This window comes from Peteryoungia rhizophila (genome assembly GCF_004912145.1).
In the GTDB taxonomy this organism is placed as follows: Bacteria; Pseudomonadota; Alphaproteobacteria; order Rhizobiales; family Rhizobiaceae; genus Allorhizobium; species Allorhizobium rhizophilum.
Window position 1 is genome coordinate 105,621 of the sequence record NZ_STGT01000003.1, and the last position, 24,528, is coordinate 130,148.

Annotated in this window: 27 protein-coding genes; 14 read left to right on the forward strand and 13 right to left on the reverse strand. The window is 60.5% G+C overall.

Translation table 11 applies throughout. From position 1 onward, the window contains the following. Nucleotides 1-62: 62 nt before the first annotated feature. The 3 genes from parE to E9677_RS11395 all read left to right on the forward strand — a co-directional run bounded on the left by parE (nt 63) and on the right by E9677_RS11395 (nt 4,002). Nucleotides 63-2,132, forward strand: a complete 2,070-nt coding sequence (gene parE / locus E9677_RS11385; RefSeq protein ID WP_136558238.1) for a DNA topoisomerase IV subunit B — start codon at nt 63-65, stop codon at nt 2,130-2,132. Nucleotides 2,133-2,223: 91 nt separating this feature from the next. Then, nucleotides 2,224-3,429 (forward strand): AI-2E family transporter, encoded by a 1,206-nt coding sequence (locus E9677_RS11390; RefSeq protein WP_136558239.1) that lies wholly within the window; start codon nt 2,224-2,226, stop codon nt 3,427-3,429. 153 nt (nt 3,430-3,582) lie between these two features. Then, nucleotides 3,583-4,002, forward strand: a complete 420-nt coding sequence (locus tag E9677_RS11395) for a hypothetical protein (protein ID WP_136558240.1) — start codon at nt 3,583-3,585, stop codon at nt 4,000-4,002. 5 nt (nt 4,003-4,007) lie between these two features. Here E9677_RS11395 and E9677_RS11400 read toward each other — a convergent pair whose 3' ends face one another. From E9677_RS11400 to E9677_RS11410, 3 genes are all read right to left on the reverse strand, one after another. Continuing rightward, nucleotides 4,008-5,147: a DUF2336 domain-containing protein gene (locus tag E9677_RS11400; protein ID WP_136559039.1), complete on the reverse strand. Its 1,140-nt coding sequence runs from the start codon at nt 5,145-5,147 to the stop codon at nt 4,008-4,010. Nucleotides 5,148-5,300: 153 nt separating this feature from the next. Then, nucleotides 5,301-5,909 (reverse strand): flavin reductase family protein, encoded by a 609-nt coding sequence (locus E9677_RS11405; RefSeq protein WP_136558241.1) that lies wholly within the window; start codon nt 5,907-5,909, stop codon nt 5,301-5,303. Next, on the reverse strand, nt 5,909-6,493 hold the full coding sequence (locus tag E9677_RS11410; RefSeq protein WP_136558242.1) for a nitroreductase family protein: 585 nt from the start codon (nt 6,491-6,493) through the stop codon (nt 5,909-5,911). Before E9677_RS11410 ends, E9677_RS11405 begins: the two co-directional genes overlap by 1 nt. Nucleotides 6,494-6,603: 110 nt before the next feature. Between E9677_RS11410 and E9677_RS11415 the strand changes: the two genes are divergently transcribed. Then, a complete protein-coding gene (locus E9677_RS11415) occupies nt 6,604-7,557 on the forward strand; it encodes a hypothetical protein (RefSeq protein ID WP_136558243.1) in 954 nt (317 codons plus the stop codon). Between the two features lie 5 nt (nt 7,558-7,562). Here E9677_RS11415 and E9677_RS11420 read toward each other — a convergent pair whose 3' ends face one another. From E9677_RS11420 to E9677_RS11440, 5 genes are all read right to left on the reverse strand, one after another. After that, the gene (locus E9677_RS11420) at nt 7,563-8,402 is read right to left on the reverse strand and encodes a lysophospholipid acyltransferase family protein (protein WP_136558244.1); all 840 of its coding nucleotides are present in this window, start codon (nt 8,400-8,402) and stop codon (nt 7,563-7,565) included. Between the two features lie 100 nt (nt 8,403-8,502). Continuing rightward, entirely contained in the window at nt 8,503-10,500 is a 1,998-nt protein-coding gene (gene thrS, locus E9677_RS11425; protein WP_136558245.1) for a threonine--tRNA ligase, read from the reverse strand. A 113-nt stretch (nt 10,501-10,613) separates the two neighbouring features. Continuing rightward, nucleotides 10,614-11,054: a DUF2267 domain-containing protein gene (locus E9677_RS11430; protein WP_168801196.1), complete on the reverse strand. Its 441-nt coding sequence runs from the start codon at nt 11,052-11,054 to the stop codon at nt 10,614-10,616. A gap of 60 nt (nt 11,055-11,114) precedes the next feature. After that, nucleotides 11,115-11,483: a membrane protein insertion efficiency factor YidD gene (yidD, locus tag E9677_RS11435; RefSeq protein WP_136558246.1), complete on the reverse strand. Its 369-nt coding sequence runs from the start codon at nt 11,481-11,483 to the stop codon at nt 11,115-11,117. Between the two features lie 2 nt (nt 11,484-11,485). After that, nucleotides 11,486-11,932 carry an iron-sulfur cluster assembly scaffold protein gene (locus E9677_RS11440; protein ID WP_136558247.1) on the reverse strand — a complete coding sequence of 149 codons (447 nt, stop codon included), beginning with the start codon at nt 11,930-11,932 and terminating at the stop codon, nt 11,486-11,488. A 269-nt stretch (nt 11,933-12,201) separates the two neighbouring features. On the opposite strand from E9677_RS11440, the gene folE reads away from it, so the two are divergent. The 3 genes from folE (at nt 12,202) to E9677_RS11455 (ending at nt 14,309) form a co-directional block, all read left to right on the forward strand. Next, nucleotides 12,202-12,807: a GTP cyclohydrolase I FolE gene (folE, locus tag E9677_RS11445; RefSeq protein WP_136558248.1), complete on the forward strand. Its 606-nt coding sequence runs from the start codon at nt 12,202-12,204 to the stop codon at nt 12,805-12,807. A gap of 11 nt (nt 12,808-12,818) precedes the next feature. Then, a complete protein-coding gene (hisI, locus tag E9677_RS11450; RefSeq protein WP_136558249.1) occupies nt 12,819-13,271 on the forward strand; it encodes a phosphoribosyl-AMP cyclohydrolase in 453 nt (150 codons plus the stop codon). Nucleotides 13,272-13,352: 81 nt separating this feature from the next. Then, a complete protein-coding gene (locus E9677_RS11455; RefSeq protein ID WP_136558250.1) occupies nt 13,353-14,309 on the forward strand; it encodes a patatin-like phospholipase family protein in 957 nt (318 codons plus the stop codon). A gap of 44 nt (nt 14,310-14,353) precedes the next feature. Here the strand turns inward: E9677_RS11455 and E9677_RS11460 are convergent, their stop codons facing one another. Further along, on the reverse strand, nt 14,354-14,788 hold the full coding sequence (locus E9677_RS11460) for a CBS domain-containing protein (protein ID WP_136558251.1): 435 nt from the start codon (nt 14,786-14,788) through the stop codon (nt 14,354-14,356). A gap of 100 nt (nt 14,789-14,888) precedes the next feature. Further along, on the reverse strand, nt 14,889-15,659 hold the full coding sequence (locus E9677_RS11465; RefSeq protein ID WP_136558252.1) for a rhomboid family intramembrane serine protease: 771 nt from the start codon (nt 15,657-15,659) through the stop codon (nt 14,889-14,891). A gap of 317 nt (nt 15,660-15,976) precedes the next feature. Between E9677_RS11465 and E9677_RS11470 the strand changes: the two genes are divergently transcribed. From E9677_RS11470 to E9677_RS11500, 6 genes are all read left to right on the forward strand, one after another. Continuing rightward, nucleotides 15,977-16,588 (forward strand): PilZ domain-containing protein, encoded by a 612-nt coding sequence (locus E9677_RS11470; protein WP_136559041.1) that lies wholly within the window; start codon nt 15,977-15,979, stop codon nt 16,586-16,588. A 482-nt stretch (nt 16,589-17,070) separates the two neighbouring features. Further along, entirely contained in the window at nt 17,071-17,679 is a 609-nt protein-coding gene (locus E9677_RS11475; protein ID WP_136558253.1) for a transglutaminase-like cysteine peptidase, read from the forward strand. Nucleotides 17,680-17,917: 238 nt separating this feature from the next. After that, a complete protein-coding gene (locus E9677_RS11480; protein ID WP_328591141.1) occupies nt 17,918-18,691 on the forward strand; it encodes a hypothetical protein in 774 nt (257 codons plus the stop codon). 107 nt (nt 18,692-18,798) lie between these two features. Then, nucleotides 18,799-20,253: a D-alanyl-D-alanine carboxypeptidase gene (locus tag E9677_RS11485; protein WP_235882977.1), complete on the forward strand. Its 1,455-nt coding sequence runs from the start codon at nt 18,799-18,801 to the stop codon at nt 20,251-20,253. 47 nt (nt 20,254-20,300) lie between these two features. Then, nucleotides 20,301-20,573, forward strand: coding sequence for a hypothetical protein (locus E9677_RS11495; protein WP_235882933.1), 273 nt, complete (start codon nt 20,301-20,303; stop codon nt 20,571-20,573). Nucleotides 20,574-20,589: 16 nt separating this feature from the next. Continuing rightward, the gene (locus E9677_RS11500) at nt 20,590-21,117 is read left to right on the forward strand and encodes a gamma carbonic anhydrase family protein (RefSeq protein ID WP_136558256.1); all 528 of its coding nucleotides are present in this window, start codon (nt 20,590-20,592) and stop codon (nt 21,115-21,117) included. A gap of 12 nt (nt 21,118-21,129) precedes the next feature. On the opposite strand, the gene E9677_RS11505 is transcribed toward E9677_RS11500, so the two are convergent. Genes E9677_RS11505 through E9677_RS11515 form a run of 3 tightly spaced genes read right to left on the reverse strand, consistent with a single transcriptional unit; the run spans nt 21,130 to nt 23,277 of the window. Next, a complete protein-coding gene (locus E9677_RS11505; RefSeq protein ID WP_136558257.1) occupies nt 21,130-21,537 on the reverse strand; it encodes a Fur family transcriptional regulator in 408 nt (135 codons plus the stop codon). 5 nt (nt 21,538-21,542) lie between these two features. Next, nucleotides 21,543-22,358 (reverse strand): metal ABC transporter permease, encoded by an 816-nt coding sequence (locus tag E9677_RS11510; protein ID WP_136559042.1) that lies wholly within the window; start codon nt 22,356-22,358, stop codon nt 21,543-21,545. After that, nucleotides 22,348-23,277 carry an ATP-binding cassette domain-containing protein gene (locus tag E9677_RS11515; protein WP_136558258.1) on the reverse strand — a complete coding sequence of 310 codons (930 nt, stop codon included), beginning with the start codon at nt 23,275-23,277 and terminating at the stop codon, nt 22,348-22,350. The genes E9677_RS11510 and E9677_RS11515 overlap by 11 nt, the downstream gene beginning before the upstream one ends. Nucleotides 23,278-23,377: 100 nt before the next feature. On the opposite strand from E9677_RS11515, the gene E9677_RS11520 reads away from it, so the two are divergent. Then, nucleotides 23,378-24,475 (forward strand): zinc ABC transporter substrate-binding protein, encoded by a 1,098-nt coding sequence (locus E9677_RS11520; RefSeq protein WP_136558259.1) that lies wholly within the window; start codon nt 23,378-23,380, stop codon nt 24,473-24,475. Nucleotides 24,476-24,528 lie beyond the last annotated feature (53 nt).

Consider the following 24,528-nt stretch of genomic DNA (forward strand, 5'->3'; position numbering starts at 1 on the left):
CGGCGGCTTTCTGAAGGTGCCGCAGACCGGCATCGAACAGCAACAGAGTATCGAACGACGCCATGGACGACAACGATCTCTTTTCCGGCATGCCGCTCGCCCAGAAGGTCGAGGCAGATCCCGTGACCACTGCGCCCCCTGCCCCGGCCGCACGCCCGGCTGCAGCGCCAGTGTCATCGGCCGCACTGCCGACGACCTCTTCCGGCGACGAATACGGCGCCTCCTCGATTCGGGTTCTCGAAGGTCTTGAGCCGGTGCGCATGCGTCCGGGCATGTATATCGGCGGCACGGACGAGAAGGCGCTGCATCACCTGTTTGCCGAAGTCATTGACAACTCGATGGACGAAGCGGTGGCCGGCCATGCCAACTTCATCGACGTGCATCTCGACACCCAGGGCTTCCTGACGGTCACCGACAATGGCCGCGGTATCCCCGTCGAACTTCATCCGCAGGTGCCTGGCAAGTCGACGCTCGAAGTGATCATGACCAAGCTGCATGCTGGCGGTAAGTTCGACGGAAAGGCCTATGAGACGTCAGGTGGTCTGCACGGCGTCGGCGTGTCCGTCGTCAACGCACTTTCCGACCTGCTCGAGGTCGAAGTCGCACGTAATCGCAAGCTCTACCGCCAGACGTTTTCGCGCGGCGTACCGCAGGGTGGCCTCGAAGAACTGGGCGAAGTGCACAACCGCCGTGGAACGCGCGTGCGCTTCCACCCCGATCCGCAGATCTTCGGCGACCATGCAAAGTTCGATCCGGGCCGGATCTTCCGCATGGCGCGCTCCAAGGCCTATCTTTTCGGCGGCGTCGAGATCCGCTGGTCCTGCGATCCGGGCATGGTACCGGAAGGCGGCGACATCCCGGAAAAGGCCGTCTTCCACTTCCCCGGAGGCTTGAAGGACTATCTCGCTGCAACGCTCGGCAAGGAATTCACGGTCACCCGCGAAATCTTTGCCGGCAAGACCGAAAAGACCGGCGGCCATGGCGCTATGGAATGGGCTGTCACCTGGTATGGTGGCGACCCGGCTCTGCATTCCTACTGCAACACCATTCCGACACCCGAAGGCGGCACGCATGAGGCCGGCCTGCGCATCGCGCTCACCAAGGGCCTCAAGAATTATGCCGAACTGACGCAGAACAAGCGCGCCAAAGAAATCACCACCGACGACGTGATGATTTCTGCTGTCGGCATGCTGTCGGTTTTCATCCGTGAGCCTGAGTTCGTCGGACAGACCAAGGACAAGCTCGCGACCGTCGAGGCCCAGCGTCTTGTCGAGAACGTGCTGCGCGACCCCTTCGACCATTACCTCGCCGACAATCCGAACGAGGCGGCCAAGCTGCTCGACTGGGTCATCGAGCGCTGCGAGGAAAGGCTGCGCCGCCGCAAGGAAAAGGAAGTCAACCGCAAGACCGCCGTGCGCAAGCTGCGCCTGCCGGGCAAGCTCGCCGACTGCTCGCAGAATACGGCGGAAGGCGCGGAACTCTTCATCGTCGAAGGTGACTCGGCCGGTGGCTCGGCAAAGCAGGCGCGGAATCGCTCGAACCAGGCGATCCTGCCGCTCCGCGGTAAAATTCTCAACGTCGGCTCGGCAAGTCGCGAGAAGCTGATGGCCAACCAGCAGATCGCCGACCTGATCCAGGCGCTCGGCTGTGGCACGCGGACGAAGTATCGCGACGAAGACCTGCGCTACGAGCGCATTATCGTGATGACCGATGCGGACGTCGACGGCGCGCATATCGCATCGCTGTTGATCACCTTCTTCTATCAGGAAATGCCCGAACTTATCCGCGGCAACCACCTCTATCTCGCCGTGCCGCCACTTTATGTCATCCGCCAGGGCGCGAAGACCGTCTACGCCCGTGATGATGTTCATCGCGCCGAACTCATGGAGACGGTATTCAAGGGCAAGAAGGTCGAAATCGGACGGTTCAAAGGCCTCGGTGAAATGATGCCTGCACAGCTCAAGGAAACGACCATGGATCCGGCCAAGCGCACGCTTCTCCGCGTCGGCATCGACGATGTCGATTTCGAAGGGACGCGCGATGCGGTGGATGCGCTGATGGGCACCAAGCCGGAAGCCCGTTTCCGCTTCATCCAGGAGCGCGCAGCCTTCGCGGAAAACCTCGATATCTGAAGCGGGTCGACGATGAGACCTCGGCGTCCCGCTTGTTTCCCGACCTGGAATGCTCCATATGCAGGGCAGTTTTAACGGGACACCTCAGATTGTGAGCCAGGCTGATACTCAGACCCCGTCGAAAGGGCCGCGTTGGCTCGGTCAGGCGACGGCCAACCGCATCGCGCTGATTACTCCGATCTCGGTAGCGCGCTGGTTGCTGGTGCTGATCGGCATTGCGGCGATCTACTTCTTTCATGGCTTCCTGGTGCCTGTGCTGGCGTCGCTGGTCATCGCTTTCGCCAGCTGGCCGCTCTACCGGCGTCTGCTGGACCGGATCGGCGGCAATACGACGCTGGGGGCGACGCTTGCCCTCCTCTTCATCCTGACCTTCCTGATCGTGCCCATCGGCATTGCGATCTCCTATGCGGTCGAGGAAATCCGTCAATGGATCACCTGGGCTGTCGAGGCCAATACGACAGGCGCGCCGCCCCCGGCCTGGATCTCCGCCCTTCCACGGATCGGTGAATGGCTTGCGGGAAAATGGACCGAACATATCGGCCAGCCGGGTGCGATCGGAGAGCTCATCCAGATCGTCAGCGGTGCCAATATCGGCAATATCTACCGCGCCGTGATCGCCGCCGGCGACGGACTCTTCCATCTCGTGCTGACGCTGCTCTTCATGCTGATCGCGCTGTTCTTCGTCTATCGCGACGGCGCCAATTTCTCCCGCCAGTTGGACCTGCTCGGCGAACGCATCCTGCCCAATCGGTGGGAACGCATTTCGCGCGTGGTTCCTGCCACGATCAGCTCGACGGTCACCGGCATGACGCTGATCGCGATCGGCGAAGGTATCATACTCGGCATTGCCTACTGGCTCGCCGGTGTGCCCTCGCCGGTGACGCTGGGCGTCATCACCGGCGTGATGGCACTCATTCCTGGTGGCGCGCCGCTCTCCTTCACGCTCGTCTCGATCTATCTCGTTGCCAGCGGTGCGACAATTCCGGGCGTGGCACTTTTCATCTGGGGATCGGTCGAGCTTTTTATCGTCGACAAGACGGTACGCCCGCGGCTCGTCGGTGGCCCCATCAAGCTGCCGTTCCTGCCGACTTTCTTCGGTCTCGTCGGCGGCGTGAAGACCATGGGCTTTCTCGGCCTTTTCATCGGCCCGGTCCTGATGGCGCTGCTCGTATCGATCTGGCGCGAGTGGATCCGCGAGGTCGAGTTGTCGGACGATCTGCCTCCGATCGAGGCACAGGGTGAGCTGGATCTTGCCGTCGAACCCGATAATGAACCGCTTCGGGCATCGACAGGGTAACGATCCTGCTGGTGTCGGGCGCGGCGACAAGCCGGCGCTCCCCGTCGGCGGCTCCTGCAAGCCGGACACACGCTCTTCGCCCGCATGCCTTGCTTTGGCTCCATTCCTTTTGTTTCGTCTCCCCCGCTGACAGCTGTCCCCGGAGCCCCATGAATGAAAACCGCCCTGATCATGATGACGATCCTCGGATGTGACGACAGCGTCAGCCAATGCGAATTCGTCGAAACGCCGGTGGAGCGATTCGTTTCGATCGAATTGTGTGACGCGGCATCGGAAGAAATCCTCGGGCGCTATACGAATATCAGCTATCCGACGGCAGTCGCCGTGTGCCAGATGCCTCCGCCGGAAATTGCCGAGGCGATCGCTGCGTCAAACCAGACGCTTGCGGATACTGGTGAGCAGGCGCAAGCCACGATGCCGACTGAAGAACAGCACAGAACGTTGAAAGACAGGGCTGTCGATGCGGTTCGGCAGGTGTTGCCGGGCACGGCCCAGATCAAGATGATCTTCGAAAAACCCATCCACGTAGTTTCGGACAGCTATTCCTGGGTCGCGAAGAAGATAGTCCCCTGAAGCGATCAGGCAGCCGCCAGCGCAAATCCGCTGGCGTAGTCGCGCGCAAGGCGACGTTCTTCGGCGATCGCCATCCGTTCGACCATATCGATGAGGGCCTGCGCAGCTTCGCTCAGATTGTGTTCGCTGCGGTAACGCACCACCAGACGATGGGCAATGTGTTCCAGGTCGAAAGAATCGGCCGATTGGATAAGGCTGCGCCAAAGCATCACTGCCTCGACGAACAGAGGACTGACATCGCGGCCTAGACCGGCCGACTCCAGGAGGGCGCGGGCCGCATGGAAGCGCCCCGTGGCGAGGATGGAACGCACGCGGCGTTCTTCCAACCCGGATATCGCGACGATCGCTGCAGAGAAGAAATCGGTGCGACCGGCGCAGAGCGCATGCATCAGGAATGCCGGCGTCAGGCGGCCTGCGAGCCGCAACTGATCGGTCAGGCGAGAGAGCTCCTCACCATGAACGTCTGCCAGAAGCGCAATCGTCGCGCAATCACCGGCCTCACGCGCAATGCGCTCGATACGTCGGCTGCCGATGGCGCCGATGACGAGGCTGGAGCTCGCCAAGGCTTCCGTCACGAACTGAACGAGGAGCTGGCGCACACCGCTACTGAGGTCGTCCCGCTCGAGGAGACGCGCACGGATCCTCTCGCAATGGCCATGACGTTCGGCGATGCGCCGGAGAGTGAACCCTGTAAATCTAGCACCGGGATTTTCGAGGAGAACTTCCAATTCTGCAGCGTCACCGATCTCGGCAAGCGCCGCGGCAACACCGACGCTTACCTCGGAGCGCGCAGCGATTAGCGCGCGGGTCTCGACCGTTCCACGACCGGCGATGTCGACCAGATCTGCATCGGACAGAACCGGAGAGTGAAGGATGACAGCAGAGGCTATCTCGGGCTGATCTTCGGCCAGAGACACCATCAGTGCGCGGGGCGCCCTCGCCTCGCGTGCGAGCACGTCTGCCAATGCAAGACGGACCTGTGGCGACGGATCATCGAGCAGATAGGTCATCGCCAACTGTGCGGACTGACGCTCTTCCGGGGCCATGTCAGACTTGAGATAGGCACGCGCCAGTGCGTTCGCCGCGCGGGCGCGCTCCTGCGTCTTAGCCGTTTCGACCCATCTGAGAAAAGCTGCAACGATCAAAGTCGAACCCACTCGCCACCTGTGTAAACCCGATGCATTCGGTGCCCCAAACACTAGGTTCAAAGTGTTTAAGAAACGTTCACCATGTTCATTAACCGGTCTCGCAAGCGTACTCGACATCGGTTTCGTCACCACGGATGCAAGCACGTCGTCTTAGGTTCGCTGGCTTGGACGCCTCAGTTCGAAGACGGGTCCCATCCCGGCATAGTCCATGTAACCAAGCCGCATGATCGGCTCGGCGAATGCCAGATCGAAACGTCCATCGCGTATCATGGCGTCGGCGATGTGGATCCCAACCACCTGCCCGAAAACGGCATGACTGTCCGTCTCGTCACCCTCCATGTCCGGCAGTGTCAGAACCTTGGTCACCCGGCATTCGAGGGCTGCGACCGCCTCCCCGACATAGGGCGCATCGACCAGCCTGCCCTGTGCTGCGGTGAGGCCTGCCAAGGCGAATTCGTCTTCCCCGTAGGGAACTGCCGCCGAAGAGGCACTCATCTGGTCGAGAAGAGACCGGCTGACGAAACTTGCCGTGAATACACCGGTCTCCTCGACATTGCGCAGACTGTCCTTGCGACCGCTCGACGAAAACATCACCATCTTCGGCCGATCACCGACAGCGTTGAAGAAGGAGTAGGGCGACAGATTGCGGCTGCCGTCCCTGCCCTTGCTGCCGATCCAGCCGATGGGTCGGGGCGCGACGATCGCCTTGAAGGGATCATGCGCCATTCCATGGGCATTCGATTCGGTATCGTAGAACATCAATCCTCGCCGCCCCGCCATGACACCACATCCGTTAGCGCCGGACGCGGGCGCTCGACGACCGGGAATTCGGTGGAACCGATATGGATGAAGCCGGCGACCTTCTCACCGGGCTTTATTCCCAGCAGCGGATGGGCGCGCTCATCAAAGGCGAACCATTCGCTCAGCCAATTGGAGACATAGCCATGGGCATTGGCGGCCATCAGAAGATTGAGGCAGACGGCGCCGGCCGACATGACCTGTTCCCATTCGGGGATCTTCGCATGTGGAGCGGCTGTCGAGACGACGCCTATGACGATGGGCGCGCGGGTGAAACGGGTTCGCTCGACCTGGATCATCTCCTCTGACAATGCCGGATTCTTTTCCAAAGCCAGCTTCAGCAGTTCCTCACTGATGCGCGCACGCTCCTCCCCACGATAGACGATGAAGCGCCAGGGCGCGAGCTTGCCGTGATCGGGAACGCGGACCGCGAGAGATAGAATCGACTCGATTTCCACCTTGTCCGGGCCCGGCTCACACATCTGGAATGCGGGTATGGAGCGGCGAACTGCGAGATAATCGAGCAGCTTCAAGTCTTTTTTCATTTTCTTGATACCTTCATAGGCCTTGGCGGGGTCGGCAGGTCTTGAAATTGCCATGCGGTTCGGTTTGAAGTTGCTGGCATTGGTAAGGAAGTCAACACACAGTGCATCGCATGTTTCCTCAAGCTGGTTCCATCCGTCTGCTGCTCGGGCTCTTCATGGCTCTGGGTGCAGCAATGCCGATCCATGCACAGGAAGCCTTCGAAACGTTCAAGCAGCTGAACGGCTCGACAAAGATGCCGAAGTTGAAGGCCTTCTCCGCGCCTGGACTTGGAACGTTCACGGCGCCCGCCCAAGGCCGCAACGTGAAGCTCGACGCCAAGCTCACCAATGAAGGCCAGCCGATGCAGCATGGTCTGTCCTGGCGCGTTTTCAGCCCTATCCCGGATGTCGACGGTAAGCTGCCGCTTTTGGCGAGCGCAGAGGGCGGAAGTGCTGCCTTCCAGCTGGCACCGGGCGACTATTTCGTCAACGTCTCCTTCGGACGCGCCGGCGCCACCAAGAAGCTGAACATTCCGGTCGAAGGTGATGTCGCCGACCAGGTGCTCGTGCTCGATGCCGGCGGCATGTCGCTCAACGCCATCTCGGGCGCCGATACGCACATTCCCGACAAGCAACTCAGCTTCGACATCTATTCCACTGACGTTCGCGAAGACGGCGAACGAGGCCTGGTATTGGCTGATGTCAAGCCGAACACGATCGTCAGGCTCAACGCCGGTACCTACCACGTCGTCTCGGAATACGGCTCCATCAACGCCGTTGTGCGCGCGGACATCACCGTGGATGCCGGCGAGCTGACCGAAGCAACGATGCAGCACCGCGCCTCGCAGGTGGGCCTCAAGCTCGTCTCGGAAGAAGGTGGCGAAGCGATTGCCGATACAGCTTGGTCGATCCTGACCTCCGGCGGCGATATCGTCGCAGAAAGCGTCAGCGCCTTCCCGGTGATGGTGCTCTCGGAAGGCCAATATACGGCGGTTGCCCGCAACAAGGACAAGATTTTCCAAAAGGACTTCGAAGTGAAGGCCGGCACCAACATGGATGTCGAATTGATGCTCGACCAGTCCTGACGGTCTTATGCCGCCCGGCGGAATTTCCGGCGCTCTGCAGGCGCCATATCGAAGACCGCTCCAAAGAGACGCGCCAGCAGGTCCTTGCGGTCGGCATGGCTGCTCAACTCTTCCCAAGGGATCATCACACCGACACGCGCCCGGATCGTCGAGCCGGACAGACGTCGGAACTCACGGATCAGCAGCGAGACGCGCAGTGTCAGCGAGATCTTGCTGGCGAGATGGAAAAGCCGGCCGTTCTGCCCCTCGAAATATACAGGCACAACATTGGCCTTGGCGGCCTGGATGAGCTTGGCCGGAAACATCTTCCAGGGCAGGTCCTCGGCGCGGCCAAAACCCTTCTTCGCAGTAGCCACGCCACCGGCGGGGAAAATGACCACGGTGACGCCTTCCTTGAGAAGCCGAAGCGCCTCGTGGCGGGTCTGCATGTTGAGGGCAAGCGCCTCCTTGGTCTCCTCGAAGGAAACGGGAAGCGAATACGGCGCCATTTCCGGCACTTTCAGAAGTTCGTTGTTGATCAATACCCGGAACGGCCGCCCAAGTTGCTCAGCGAGTGCCAGGACCGCGATGCCGTCACCGATCCCGAAGGGGTGGTTAGCGACGATAACAATCGGGCCATCCGGAAGGTTCTGCGGGGGCCAGGTGCCTGCCACCTTCAGATCGACATCAATGAGGTCGAGCATCTTGCCGAACACGCGGTCGGTCTTGCCGACGATGTCGTTGCGCCAGATCTCGTAGAGACGGGTAAACCGATCACGGCCTGAAAGGCTTTCGATGGAGCGGATGAACCAGCGCTTGAGCTTCGGGTCGCGTTCGTTGGCATAGGACAGTTCTTTGAACTTCACGGGAAGTCTCCAATCGCGCGGAGGATCATCAATCCGTCATATGCCGTTTCGATGACAGCCGTCTGACAGTGCTGCGACACACTGCCAGACGGTCGTCAATTCAGACCTTGCGCTTCGCCAGCTTGCGCTTGACGTCCGGCGGGGTCGCTTCGCCAGCCAGCACCGCCACGGCTTCGACGAGCGACATCGAAACCTGCTCCTGGGAACCGAGGCGACGGATGTTGACGGTGTTTTCCTCCGCCTCGCGCTTGCCGCAGACGATAATGACCGGCACCTTGGTCACGGAGTGCTCGCGGACCTTGTAGTTGATCTTCTCGTTGCGGAAGTCCGTCTCGACCAGAAGCCCCGCGTCACGCAACTGCTCGGCGACTTCGCGACCATAATCGTCGGCATCCGAAGTGATCGTCGCGACCACCACCTGCAACGGTGCGAACCAGAGCGGCATGTGGCCGGCGAAATTCTCGATCAGGATACCGAGGAAACGTTCCATCGAACCGCAGATGGCGCGGTGGATCATGACAGGCTGCTTCTTCTCCGACTTGTCATCGATGTAGAAGGCGCCGAAGCGTTCCGGCAGGTTAAAGTCGACCTGGGTCGTACCGCACTGCCATTCACGGCCGATCGCATCGCGCAGGGTATATTCGAACTTCGGACCGTAGAAGGCGCCCTCGCCCGGCAAGATGCCGGTCTTGATGCGACCGCCGGACTGTTCCTCGATCTGCTTCAGAACCTCCATCATCACGCTTTCGGCGCGATCCCAGAGGTCGTCGGAGCCGACGCGCTTTGCCGGACGCGTGGACAGCTTCACGACGATCTCATCGAATCCGAAGTCCTCATAGACCGACAGGATCAGGTCGTTGATGCGCAGGCATTCCGCCGCCATCTGCTCTTCCGTGCAGAAAACGTGGGCGTCGTCCTGGGTGAAGCCACGCACGCGCATAAGGCCGTGCAGTGCGCCGGAGGCCTCGTAGCGGTGCACATTGCCGAACTCGGCGAGGCGGACGGGGAGCTCGCGATAAGATTTGAGACCATGCTTGAAAATCTGCACGTGACCCGGGCAGTTCATCGGCTTCAGCGCGAAGACCTTCTGGTCAGCTTCCTCGTCATCGGGATGGGTGAAGGCATGGGCCGATTTTACCGCGAACATGTTCTCCTGATACCAGCCCCAGTGACCCGAAGTCTCCCAGAGCGACTTGTCGAGCACCTGCGGTGCGTTGACTTCCTCATAGGTGCCTTCGAGACGGCGACGCATGTAAGAGGTGAGCGTCTGGAACATGCGCCATCCCTTGCCGTGCCAGAAGACGACGCCGGGGCCCTCTTCCTGGAAATGGAAGAGATCCATTTCGCGGCCGAGCTTGCGGTGGTCGCGCTTTTCGGCTTCAGCCAGGATATGCAGGTAGCGGTCCAGCTCTTCCTGTTCGGCAAAGGCCGTGCCGTAGATGCGCGTCAGCATCGGATTGTTGCTGTCACCGCGCCAATAGGCGCCGGCGACCTTCATCAGCTTGAACGCCATGCCGATCTGGCCCGTGGACGCCATATGCGGCCCGCGGCAGAGATCGAACCAGTCGCCCTGATAATAGATCTTCAGATCCTGGTCTTCCGGGATCGCGTCGACCAGTTCTACCTTGTAGCTCTCGCCCTTTGCGGCAAACACTTCCTTTGCCTTGTTTCGCGGCCAGATTTCCTTGGTGAAAGGCTTGTTGCGCTGGATGATCTCCTTCATCCGCTTTTCGATCTTCGGCAGATCGTCAGGCGTGAAGGGCTCGGCCTTGGCAAAGTCGTAATAGAAACCGTTCTCGATCACAGGGCCAATGGTCACCTGCGTGCCGGGCCAGAGCTCCTGCACAGCCTCGGCCATCACGTGTGCGGCGTCATGGCGAATGAGTTCCAGCGCGCGCGGATCGGTGCGGGTGACGATCTCGATCCGGCCGTCAATGACGGGGTCGGAGAGATCGCGCACTGTGCCATCGAGCGCAATGGCGACAGCCTTCTTGGCGAGCGACTTGGAAATCGATTCGGCAACCTGCGCGCCGGTCGTGCCGGACGCGTATTCGCGAACAGAGCCATCGGGAAACGTGAGAGATACGGAAGCTGACATGCAATGTCTCCTGATCCAGTCCCGCCAACGAATGCGGGTGGTGAAAGGGGCGGGTTCACCCGCGATTTACCGGCGCTGCATAGGACGAAAGCGCTGGTGAGTAAAGGATCTTGCTAGGACATCGACCCCAGCGACCAGAAGTCCCCGGCCTCCTCAGGCAGCGTGCGCAAAACCCGCTCGAAGGTGGCCGGATCGACATGACGTCGGATCGTGGCCGTGACCTCCTCGATCGCCGTATCCGTCGAGAGATTGTGGTCGTGGCGGAAGGCGCGGACTTCCTTCATCAGCTCATTTCGACCGACAAACGGCTTCGGTGGTGCCTCGACATCCCAGTCGCTGACGAAGATCGCGCGCAGAACCGGCGGCAGGGCATTGGCAAAGGCGATGGCCTGGGCCACGGTCAAGCGATGACGAAAGACCTGCAGCACCGCCTGGAGCATGGTGTAAGCCTGATGCGAGGAGGTCAGCATCGACGTCGTGACCAGGTCTTTCATGAAGGCGTCGAAATCGGCGGAAGCCTGGCGGTATTCAAGCGGCATGGGCATGCGTTTCATCTCTCGATCCGATTCGGTCCGACGATGTTATGCCGGCCCCCTGCCCCGCTCAAACGACACTCAGATGCTCGACTTGCGGCCGAACGTCCAGAGACGCCAAGGGGCATACCAAGTAAAACGGTCCCCGAGCACTTCCGGCACGGGATCCAGGCCCCAGGTTCCTCCGGGGCCGCAGCGGCCGACGCGAAACAGTGTCAGCCAGGCGCCTGACCATATGCCATGCCGGGCAACGGCCTCATAACCGTATTCCGAACAGGTCGGCATGTGGCGACACGAACTGCCGACGATGCTGGACAAAGTCAGTTGATAGAAACGGATCAACCCCATGCCGAGCAACCGGCCCGGCGTCTTGCGAAAGGGTCCCTGCCAGTTTCGGCTTTTAGGCGCCTTACCTGCCGGCCGATGCCCGCAATCGGGGCCGTCGCACATGGTCAGCTCGCCTCGGCGGACATGGCCGAATGCTCGATCTGATCGAGACAGTCGACCACGGCGTCGAAGGTCAGCATGGTGGACGCGTGGCGGGCCTTGTAGTCCCGAACGGGTTTGAGAAATTGCATGTCTTCGAAGCGGCCGGTCGGCCCGTCGCCGTTTTCTTTCAGCATGGCGAGCATGTCGAGCCGTGCCTTGCGAAGTTCATCCGCCGTTGCGCCGACCACATGACGCGCCATGATTCCGGAGGATGCCTGGCCAAGCGCGCAGGCTTTCACCTCGTGGGCGAAATCGGTAACGGTCCCGTTTTCGACATTCAGATAGACCTTGACCCGAGAGCCACAGAGCTTCGAGTGTTTTTCTGATACTGCCTGCGCATCTGCGAGCGTGCCGATGCGGCCGATATTGCCGGCAAATTCGAGGATCTTGGTGTTGTAGATGTCGTCCATGGTCAATCCGCTCCAGCGTCTTCCCCGTATATAGGGATTGGCTGCGGTGATGCCGACGTCATCATGTCGCAGCCACAGGCTTTATATCGCTTCCGATGCCCCTTATATCGAAGGGACGGGTACAGAACAAACGCAAGCCGCCCGTCAGGCTTTGATCTTCTCACCGCAAACCACGACAACGGACTTGCATTATGAGCCGCATTACGCCTTTACAATCCGGCAAAGCCAAACCAGCGGCCCGTCTCGAGCGGGACCGGGAGACCAAGGCCATGGACGCCATTGTCACGAAATTGACCGCGGAAGCGCCGCGCCCGACGCGCGAAGAGGCCGAACAGGCCGTTCGCACGCTTCTGTTGTGGGCCGGAGACGACCCGGAGCGGGAGGGCTTGCTCGACACGCCGGCCCGCGTCGCCAAGGCGTATTCCGAACTGTTTGCCGGCTATGGAACAGACATCGACGAGGTTCTCGGACGAACGTTCGAGGAGGTCGGCGGCTATGACGACATGGTTCTGGTGCGCGACATATCCTTCTTCTCGCATTGCGAACACCACATTCTGCCGGTCATGGGCAAGGCGCATGTCGCCTATCTGCCGAAGGGCCGCGTGCTTGGTCTGTCCAAAATCGCGCGTGTCGTCGACGTCTTTGCGCGGCGCCTGCAGACTCAGGAAAACATGACCGCGCAGATCGCCCAGGCGATCGACGAGGGACTTCAACCCCGGGGCGTTGCGGTCTTCATCGAAGCCGAGCATATGTGCATGGCAATGCGCGGCATCCAGAAGACAGGATCCACGACCCTCACCACAACCTTTACCGGCGCCTTCAAGGACAATGCGGCCGAACAGGCGCGCTTCATGTCCATGGTCCGGAACCGCTGAGTTCACGCCCCATGTCATCCATGACCTTCGATGCGCCCTCCTCCGACAAGTCACTGCTCGAGGAAGGGCTCACCTTCACGCCGAAATTCGATGCCCACGGCCTCGTCACCGCCGTAGTGACGGATGCACGCGACGGCGAACTGCTGATGGTGGCCCATATGAATGCCGAGGCCATTGCGCTGACGCTTCAAACCGGGATCGGTCACTACTACAGCCGGTCACGGGCCAAGATCTGGAAGAAGGGCGAAAGCTCCGGAAACCTGCAATCGGTCAAGGAAATCCGCGTGGATTGCGACCAGGATGCGATCTGGCTCAAGGTCGAGGTCGCCGGACATGACGCTACGTGCCACACCGGCCGTCGCTCTTGTTTCTATCGTTCTGCAACCCTCGAAGATGGCCGACCGGCGCTTGTGATTGCCGATGATCACCGCCATTTCGACCCGTCTGACATCTATGGCGGCTGAACAAACGGTTTACGCATAACGAATTCGTAAGCAGACAATGTCCTAATGTGAGCCGGAGTGTTCAGCGAGTGGGGTTCGGAGATGCTGAACTGGAGTATGATGTCACATTCGGCAACGAGCGTTGCCCAGACGGCGAAGGATGGCGTGTCCATGCCGGGCGGTCCCAATCAGCCTGAGAAGAAGACGCGCGCCAAGGTCGCGCTGGCGCTCGGTGGCGGTGCTGCACGGGGATGGGCTCATATCGGCGTCTTGAGAGCCCTCGACGAGGAGGGCATCGAAGTCGGGATGATCGCCGGCACTTCTATCGGTGCATTGGTCGGCGGCTGCTATCTGGCCGGAAAACTCGACGAGCTGGAAGCCTTCGCGCGATCACTGACCATGCGGCGCATTGCATCGCTGCTCGACCTGACGATCGGCGGCGGTGGCCTGTTGGGCGGCATGCGGCTCACCAAGCGCATGCAGGAACATCTCGAGGGATTGACGATCGAACAGTTGCCGAAACCTTTCGTGGCGGTCGCGTCAGAACTCAATAGCGGCCATGAAGTCTGGATCGACGGCGGCAGCCTGATCACGGCTCTGCGGGCGTCCTATGCGCTGCCGGGGATCTTCGAGCCGGTCCGATGCAACAATCGCACCCTGATCGACGGAGCGCTGGTCAATCCGGTACCCGTCTCGGTCTGCCGTGCCTATGAGCAGCCGCTGGTGATGGCAGTCAACCTTCACTACGACGTCTTCGGAAGATCCGCCGTGGTCAAACATAAAGCCACCAACCCAGATCCGGACTATGTCGAAACCGGGCGCGCACCTAACAAGGTCGGACTGACTGGTGTCATGGTCCAGGCCTTCAACATCATCCAGGACCGCATCTCCCGTGCGCGGCTCGCCGGCGACCCTCCGGACCTTGCCCTGCATCCGAGGCTCAACGACATCGGATTATCGGAGTTTCATCGCGCAGGAGAAGCGATCGAGCGAGGATACGAAGAAACCAAGGTCCGCGTCACCGAAATCCGGCGCATGCAGGAAGCGGTCCTTCGCTGACCACGGCGGAGCCACAGTGCTCGCCTCGCCCGATCTCTCGCCTCTCAGCCTGCAATATAGGCCTTGATGTGCTCGGCTTCCTGCTCGATTTCGCGGATGCGCGACTTCACCACGTCACCAATCGAGATAATGCCGCTGAGCTTGCCATTGTCTTCGACGGGCACATGGCGGAAGCGACGTGACGACATCATTTCCATGAGCTCGTTGACGCCGGTTTCCTCGCGACAACGATAAACGTTGGCAGTCATGAAGGTTGATACCGGCTGGTCAAAGGCATCCTTGCCTTCCGACCCTATCGCGCGCACTACATCGCGCTCGGTGAAAATGCCAACGATCCGGTTCTCCATACCGACCACGACCACCGCACCGATCTTGTGTTCTTCCAGCACGTGGGCTGCCTCGCCCAGCGTCACCGTCGGATTGATCGTGATGACGTTTCGGCCCTTTTGCTCAAGTATGCTTCTGGCAGATGCACTCATGCGTTCCTCCTCGCATAGAACACTGGATCGACAGTCCTGACCTCGCGGACTGCCGAGCAAAAGGGTGCCCTTTATTCAAGGAGAATGCAATAAGCGGGTCTCATGCAGCCTTGCGGCTATGGGGATCAAAGAGCGCGAAGCAGAAGAAGCCGAGCAGGAATCCACCGATATGGGCATCCCACGCAATCGCAGCCGAATCGGCTCCCATCATCGGCAGACCGAAGGCGATTGCGACATTGCCTAGGAACCAAACGATGACGAAGACGCGCACCGTACGGTCCGAAAGTGCCTGCCCAATGCTCAGAAGGCGCGGCTCCCGGTCTGCAAGGCGCGCATGGACCCGTTGCCGATCGCCAAAGGCAAACCGGCAGGCAGCCCCCATGAGCGCCGATATCACGCCCGAAGCCCCGACCATGAGCGATGGCTCGCCCCAGTTGACCACGGCATGGAGTGCTGCTGCCGCAATCGAGGAGACTATCCAGAACAGTAAGAATCGCACTTCGCCGATCCTGCGACACACGGGCGTTCCGAAGGCTGCCAGCCACAGGCTGTTGAAAGCGAGATGTTCGAAACTGCCATGCAGCAGGGAATAGGAGACAGGCGTCCAAAGCCATGCGAGTGACTGTTCGCCGAGCGGATAGAGATACCGAATCGGTGAAAAACCGAATTCGACGGCAACCCACTGATTGGTGCGCTCGGAAAAGACGAAATCCTGCAGCACGTAGATGCCGATCACGATGCCGAGAGCAGCGAGAATGCCAGTCGGGAGATTGAAGATCGGGGGATTTTCCGAAGGAATGCGCTCTGCGGCGGGAGCAGGCATTTCGTCTTGCTGACGCTGGTCGGCCCGCGATCCCGATTCGTCCTGCATATGCCACTCCTGTTTTCTCTGTTTGCATGGAGGTAATGCAGGTGGCCGATAAAAAAAAGGCCGCTCGGAAAACCGAGTGGCCTTGCAGGCGCGAGGTAGATCGTTGCGCCGACTGGAGGTGGTGCCGAAGGCTTACCTTCGCGTGTGCTGCATCCGTGATGCCAGGTTTCTTCGAATGAAACAAACGAAACGACTTCTTAACCTTAACCCGGACGCGAATTGCGTTCCGTCATGAAAAGGCGAGCCAGAGAGCAAACACAATATTAACGGCTCACCGACTACTGTCGAGGAACAAAGGAACGAACAGATTTCTCATGATGTACTCGCCGCAGGCAAGCCAGAGCTCCACGATCGCCTCGCCGGGACAGCAACGTGCCTTTCAGCGCGTCGCCGTCAGCCTGCAAGGCCGGCTCATGCTCGCCAGCTACGAAGAATATGTCTGCAAGGTCGTCGATATGTCGCCAGGCGACGTGCGCTTTGCCTGTGCTGGCATGCCTCGGCCAAACGAGCGGATCGTTGCCTACATCGATCACCTCGGTCGTATTGAAGGCACAGTGGTGAAGCTGACCGAAGATGGCTTCGTCATCACCATCAACGCCACGATCCGTAAGCGCGAAAAACTCGCAGCCCAGCTGACCTGGATCGCCAACAAACACGAACTGGGCCTGCCCGAGGACCGTCGCCACGACCGCCTCACGCCACGCCAGACCAGGACCGAACTCACGCTCGAAGACGGCAAGGCCTATCCCTGCCGCCTGATGGACCTGTCGCTCTCGGGTGCCGCCGTCGATATCGACATCCGCCCGCCGATCGGCTCGGCGGTTCGGCTCGGCAATATGCGCGGACGCGTGGTACGCCATTTCATGGAAGGCGTGGCTATCGAGTTCCTGACGCTGCAGTCGCGGGAAGCCCTGACGGAATTCCTTTAAGCCACACAAGGCAACTTCGCTTTCGGGCGCCGGCGTTGTACGCGCGGCGCCTTTTTCTAAGGTGCTCGGTAAAAAGCGTGCCAGAGCGGGACAAAAAACTAAAAAAAAGATTCGGCTCACCAAGCGTCCCGCTCCGGGCTATGCCGCCAATCCGGCGGTGACCCCGCGTGACGGACGCGTCATCCTGCAAGTCGGAGGCAATGAACGGCAAGCCGTCAGGATTCTCAAGCCGCCATGGGCGAAGCCGCAAGCGTCTGATTTTATTATGCTTTCTAGTCGCGACGCGATGGATTGCCACTAGAACCAATCAAATTTGAATCAATATTGCCAATAATTTTCGACAATACATAGTCAAATAAAGCGCAAATACACCTCAATATAGATTTTACTTTTCAGCTATTTCGTCTTTTATCTTAGTTCTATTCTTCGCGGCGCATCAAATTTTCCCTGTCATTGCTATCTCCATCACCAGGAGACAACCAATGACAACAAAGAAAACTCTGGGTATTGGAACTCTGGCCGCCGCTATTGCTGCTGCCCTCGCCTTTCAGGTCTCGGCCATGCCGGCCAACATGCAGATTGTCGGCAAGGCGAATCCTCCGATCGGTCATTACGAATTCTGTCAGACCTATGCTGGCGAATGCTCCGGGAGCCAAGCAGACAATGGCCCGATGCAGCTGACCGAGTCACTCTGGAAGAGCATTCTCGAGGTGAACTACACCGTCAACAGCTCAATCACACCTCTAACCGACATGGAGATCTACGGCGTCGAAGAACGCTGGGCTTACCCCCGGAGCGTCGGAGACTGCGAAGATTTCGCCCTGCTCAAGCGGAAGATGCTGATTGACCGCGGCGTGGATCCCGCCGACCTCCTGATGACCGTTGTCCTGCAACCGAATGGAGAGGGGCACGCCGTCCTGACCATCCGCACGGATCATGGCGATTTCATTCTCGACAACATGCGCAACAAGGTGCTGCTGTGGTCCGAGACCGAGTACACATATCTGAAGCGTCAGTCCTCCAGCCAACCCAGCCGCTGGGTAAAACTTCAGGATGGACGTGCAGGCGCCGTCGGCAGCGTGTCGCAATAAGCCACGCCGCCGCCTGTTTTTGGCCCGGTCTGTCCCCGCCTACCCGTCCCCCGACCGGAGCCAATGAGCCGGTCCCGTCCAACTGGGACCGGCTCTCTTTTTGCGCTGCCCGCATCCTCGCCATCCGCGATTTAACCGCAAATTAACCATACTCGCCGAAGTCTTGTCCTCGGCGAGATCCCTGTCGACCAGGCTCCGCCCAAGGGATGGAGCCGACATGCGAGCCGGGGCAAGCGGAGTGGAACCAGAGGACGAGCAAGCACCGTTGATCTCGACGCGCGTCTTGGCGATCGTCACGCTTTCCGTCCTCCTTCTCGCTGCAGCCTCGGTCGCCATCAGCTGGTTCGGCCGCGCCTATGGCGAGCGGCTCTCCCTCGCCGGACACACCGAAGATACCAGCAATGTCGAGATCACCATCGGGCGGGACCAGCTCTCGTTGCCGGCAAATGCGATCCGCTTCGAGCAGCAGCGCGTCGGCGGCAACGCCGAACGCGTCGATCTTTACCTGCTGTGGCCGGAGCTCACGGGTTACTCGAGCGCAGAGCGCAGACGATTCGATGATCTCAGCCTGGCGCACAGCCTGATCTTCCTGCAGATGTCACAGAGCACCATGTCACGCGACATGTCCGGGCGGGTGGAGCCGATTTATAGGCATCTGCTAATGCCGGGCACGAAGCCTGGACCAGCAGGCCTCACAATCCACACGTTTCGGAACTCGACCGGCTATGAGGGCGAGAGCCTTCTCACCGGGACGCTGCCCGACGGCGCACCCTATGCAATCCGCTGCATGCTGCCCGAAGCGTCCGAAAGCGCAGGAAGCAGCGACTGCCAGCGTGACATTCACGTCGCCGAGGACCTCACCGTCCTCTACCGTTTTTCAAGCCGTCTGCTCGCCGACTGGCAGGCTATCGACGGCGCCGTGCACGCATATGTGAAGAGCCGCAGTCGAGCGGTATCCGCTCCAGTGACGCTTAAAAATCCACTGAAAGCGTCAACCGACCGTTCATCATAAACCTCTTGGTAAGGCTCATTCCGTAGGGTCGATAGAGATGGTCGCGATTGGGGGAGAGCGTCCGGTCGTCAATTACGAGATTAAAGAGTATCGTGGTGCACAAAGTTCTGGGTAGCTACAACTTCGCCGCCGCCTTTCGTCGGTTCGTCGTCGCAGCAGTTGCGGTCATTGTGGCAACGGTCGCCGTCTCCAGCGTGGCCCAAGCCAATCCCAAATATGCCGGGATCGTCATCGACGTGAAAACGGGCAAGGTTCTCTACAGCGAGAATGCCGACAGCCTGCGGTATCCCGCGTCGCTGACCAAGATGATGACGCTGTACATGGTCTTCGAAGCGCTGGAGGCCGGTCGTATCACGCTCAACAGCAAGGTGCCGTTCTCGGCCAATGCTGCGAAGGAGCCACCGTCGAAGCTCGGTGTCGGCACGGGTCGCAGTATCACCGTCGAGCAGGCAATCCTGTCACTCGTAACGCGCTCCGCCAATGATGTCGCGACGGCGCTTGCCGAGTTCGTCGGCGGCTCGGAGCAGCGTTTTGCGCAGATGATGACCGCCAAGGCACGCAGCCTCGGGATGACGAAGACGACCTATCGCAACGCCCATGGCCTGCCGAACACGGCGCAGATGACAACGGCGCGTGATCAGGCCCGGCTCAGCATCGCGCTTCGACAGCACTTCCCGCAGTATTACGGCTATTTCTCCACCCGCAGCTTCCGCTTCGGCAAGCAGACGATTGGCAACCACAACCGCCTGCTCGGCCAGGTCCGTGGCGTCGACGGGATCAAGACCGGGTATACCCGCGCTGCCGGCTACAATCTGGCAACCTCCGCAGAGGCGGATGGCCGTTCGATCGTAGCAGTCGTGCTCGGAGCAACATCCGGTGCTCGCCGCAACGCGCAGATGACAAGCCTCGTGAAGCGCTATTTCCCGGCGGCATCCAGCACGCGTGGTGGCGGCAACCTGATCGCGAAAAACAACACGTCCGTGGCTCCGTCCCAGGCGACAGCAGCCATCAGCGGTGATGGCGTCCCGAGCCTGCCACAGAACGGTCCGATGCCCGGTGTCCGGTATGCTGGCGTCGCACAGGCTTATGCAGCCTCGCCTGCGCAGAATGCCGCAAGCGCCGCGCTGGAAACCATGCGCCCCGTGGCGCCGGCGGCGACCTCTGGATCAGCCGTCCCGGTTCCGCAGCCGGCTCCAGCCTACATGCCCGATAGCGGAGCTGCCGTGGCGCCTGCAGCAGCCACACAGTCCGTTGCAGCGGCCTCCGCGACGCCGCCGGATGTCGACAGCGTCACGACCGCATCCACAACACCGAGCGCCGGCTGGGTGGTGCAGATCGGCACCTCGCCAGACAAGGAACTGGCCATGGACCTTCTGCGCAATGCGCAGGACAAGGGCGGAAATGTATTGCGTTCCGCCACCCCGTTCACCGTCGCCTATGGCGCGGGTGCCAAGCAGATCTACCGCGCCAGGTTCGGTGGATTTGACGATCAGAAGGACGCAGTCAACGCCTGCAATGCCTTGAAGAAGAGGGGAATCGGTTGCTGGGCTGCCGCCCAGTAACACGTTCACCCGACACCTCGATTTGTACTGTTTACGAGGAATACGGAATGGCAACGAAAGACTTCCAATATCGACCCGTCGATGGTCAGGACAATAGCGGTCTGACAATCGCCAATGGTGTCCTGCACCCCCTGCATGAGGCCGCTTACCGTCTCGCCGACCTCGGTTTGCGCGAGAAGCGCTCGAAGACGAAGGATCTGATCGGACTGCTGCTCTCTCACGGCGCGCGCGCTTGGCGCTATTCGCAACCTGAAGCCAGCATCCATCTTCACGTCTCGTCCCAGGCCGGACGGTTCCCGGTCATCCTTCGCCTGCGCTGAAGACAGGGATCCGAGGATGCCGATCTACCGACTGGGGGACAGGGTTCCCACGCTGCCGGCTGCCGGCACTTACTGGATAGCACCTGGTGCCCAGGTCATCGGCGACGTGCAGCTCGGCAAAGACGTCGGCATCTGGTTCGGCGCTGTCCTGCGCGGCGACAACGACCCGATCGTGATTGGTGCCGGCACCAATATTCAGGACGGCGTCGTAGTGCATACCGATCCCGGCAAAGGTGTTACGATCGGTGAAGGTTGCACGATCGGCCACCATTCCATCATTCATGGCTGCACGATCGGCAAAAATTCCCTCATTGGAATGGGCGCCACGGTGCTCAACGGCGCCCGGATCGGCGACAACTGCCTGGTCGGGGCCAATGCGCTGGTCACGGAGGGCAAGACCTATCCGGAGAACTCCCTGATCGTCGGCTCCCCTGCCCGTGTTGTCCGCACACTCGACGACGTGGCCATTGCAGGCCTCAGACTGTCTGCCGAAAACTATGTCCGCAACTGGCGGCGTTTTGCCTTGGACCTGCAGCCGCTTTGAACGCCGCTGCCGTCAGGCCGCTATCTCCGTGCAGGTCGCGCAAAATCCCCTGATCTCGATCGTCGTTTTTTCCGGCTTGAAACTGCGACCACGCGTGATGGTTTCCAGCCTGTGGTCGACGTCGTGGTCGTGGAATTCGGTGACGTGGCCGCACTTTTTGCAGATCATGAATGCCACGGTGCCGTGTCCCGAGCAACCGTCATGCGGATGCGCGCAGGCGACGAATGCGTTCAGGCTTTCCAGCCGGTGAACCATGCCAAATTCGACGAGCTTCTCGAGCGCCCGATAGACCTGCAGCGGCGCACGAAAGCCATGCTCGCGCAGTCGGTCGAGCAAGGTGTAAGCCGAAAGCGGCCCGTCGCTGTCGACGAGTGCGTCGAAGACGAGGGACTGGTTGCGGGTAAGATCGGTCTTGGTCATGACTTTCAGGCCCTCGGTCGAAGGTCGGTCGTCCTGGCACCCGGTCGGGGCAGCAGGCTGATGATGAAGAGCAGCAGAGCGGCGACAACGATGGACGGGCCGGACGGCGTGTCATAGGTCAGCGATCCGAAGAGCCCCATGACGACCGCGACGGCACCGATCACCGAGGCGAGCACTGCCATGACTTCCGGCGTCGTTGCATAGCGACGGGCCGCGGCAGCCGGGATGATCAGCAGCGAGGTGATCAGCATGATGCCGACGATCTTCATCGCGATCGCGATCACCAGCGCCATCAGCAGCATGAAGATGATCCTGGCCCGTTCGGGCTGCATGCCCTCGGCTTCCGCCAATTCGACATTGACTGTGCCAGCCAACAGTGGTCGCCAGAGCCAGGCGATGATGCCCACCACAACGAAGCCTCCGATCCAGACGATCGCGACATCGGTCGGCGTGACCGCCAGAATGTCACCGAAGAGGAAGGCGATGAGGTCGAAGCGCACCCAGGTCATGAAGGCGACCATGACGAGGCCGATCGCAAGTGTCGCGTGGCTGAGAATGCCTAGCAGCGCATCGGCCGAGAGGCCCTGGCGCTTCTGCAGAACGATCAGGATCAGCGAGACGAGTGCCGCCACGACGAAAACGCTGACCATGAGGTTGAGCGAGAAGAAGAGAGAGAGTGCCACGCCGAGCAGGGCCGAATGAGCCATGGTGTCGCCGAAATAGGCCATGCGCCGCCAGATCACGAAGCAGCCGAGTGGCCCGGTCGTGAGCGCAAGGCCGATGCCGGCAAGCATGGCGCGGACGAAGAAGTCATCCAGCATGGCCGTGCCCCCTGTCCTTTTCCGATCCAGCTGCACGTTCATCGTGGTGATTGTGATGCTCATGCCACTGACCGTGCTGGTGGTCATGATGGTGCGCATGGCCATGGTCATCATGGTGATGACCATCGTCTGGATGGCAGTGATCGGTGACGCTTCCGTCGGCATGCTGCACGCGACCATCCGGCAGATGCGTATGGTCGTGGTCATGGCTGTAGACGGCGAGCGTTTGCGCCGCCTTCGCACCGAAGAGGCGCATATATTCCGGGCTCTGACTGACGGCCGCCGGGGTTCCCCGGCAGCAGACGTGGCCGTTGAGACAGATGACCGTATCGGTTTCCGCCATCACCACATGGAGGTCGTGCGAAATCAGCAGAATGCCGCAACCGGTCGAGTTTCGGATCGACGTGATCAGGTCGTAGAGCGCGATCTCGCCGGAGAAATCGACGCCCTGGACGGGCTCGTCGAGCACGAGGATGTCCGGCTTTCGCGCCATGGCGCGGGCAAGCAGCGCGCGCTGGAATTCACCGCCCGAAAGATGCTGCACTTCGGCACCCGCGAGATGGGCAATACCAACCGCCTGTAGCGCCGCATCGACTTCTGCAGCCGACAAGGGAGCCGTCAGTGTCATCAGGCGCCGGACCGAGAGGGGCATGGTCCAGTCGACGGCCAGCCGTTGCGGGACGTAACCGACCCTCAGCCCGGGCTTGCGCTCAACCCTGCCCTCGTCGGCCTTCATGACGCCGATCGCCATTTTGGCGCTCGTCGACTTGCCGGAGCCGTTCGGCCCGATCAGGGTGACGATTTCGCCGGCACGAACGGAGAAATCAACTCCGCGGACCAGCCAGCGTCCGTTGCGGTAGATACCAGCACCGGAGAGCGACACCAACGGCACGGCCTCCCGGGATTTCATGGCATTCATATGGAACTCGAGATTTTGATGTTGCCACCTCCTATGCCACACGTTATAGCATTACGCAACGGACGTAATAGTATTACATAACCAACTTCAGGAGCTGTGCATGACCCGCTATCGCCTCGGACTGGCTGCCTCGACGGCGCTTCTTTTCCTGTCCCCCACCTTTGCCTCAGCGGCTCCTGACGTCGTGGTTTCTATCAAGCCCGTACACTCGCTCGTCGCCTCGATCATGAAAGGCGTCGGCGAGCCGTCGCTGATTGTCGAGGGCGCTGCGTCGCCGCACACCTATACGCTGAAGCCATCGAATGCGCGGGCGCTCGAAAATGCCGACGTCGTGTTCTGGGTCGGTCCTGGTCTCGAAGCCTTTCTGGACAAGCCGCTCGAGGCGTTGCCTAAGAAGGCCAAGGTGATCGAACTCGAAGACGCGCCGGGTTTGACCAAGCTGCGATTCCGCGAAGGCGGCGCCTTTGAGGGACATGACCATGGCGACCATGCCGACGCCGGTGAGGACCATGACGGGCATGCTCATGAAGAAGCCGGCGAGCACGCGCATGAACACGATGCGGAAGAGGCTGGACATTCGGATCACGCCAAAGCCGAGCACACCCATGATCACGGCCACGACCACGCGGCAGAAGCAGCCGGCGATAACCACGGACACGAGCATGAGGGGCACGAGCATGGCGGCACCGACATGCATCTCTGGCTCGATCCCAGCAATGCCAAGGCCATGGCCGCAGAAATCGCCAAGAGCCTCAGCGATGCCGATCCGGCAAACAAGGCTGCCTATGAGGCCAATCTGACGACCCTCAATGCCGAGATCGATGCACTCGATACGGAGATTGCCGCTCAGTTGAAACCGGTTCTGGAAAAACCCTTCATCGTCTTCCATGATGCCTATCAGTATTTCGAAAAGCATTATGGCGTGCGGGTTGCAGGCTCGGTCACCGTCAGCCCCGAATCCATGCCGGGCGCCGAGCGTCTCTCGACCATCCATGCCAAGATCAAGGAACTCGGGGCAGCCTGTGTCTTCGCTGAGCCGCAGTTCGAGCCGAAGCTCATCGGCGTCGTCACCGAAGGTACCGAAGCAAAATCCGGCACGCTCGATCCGGAAGGCGGGGCACTTGATGCAGGCCCGGCGCTTTACGGCGAGCTGATGCGCAATCTCGCAACTTCGATGAGCACCTGCCTCTCGCAGTAATTTGATCCCTCCCCCGGGCGAAAAGGCGGGACTTCGGTTCCGCCTTTTTCAGA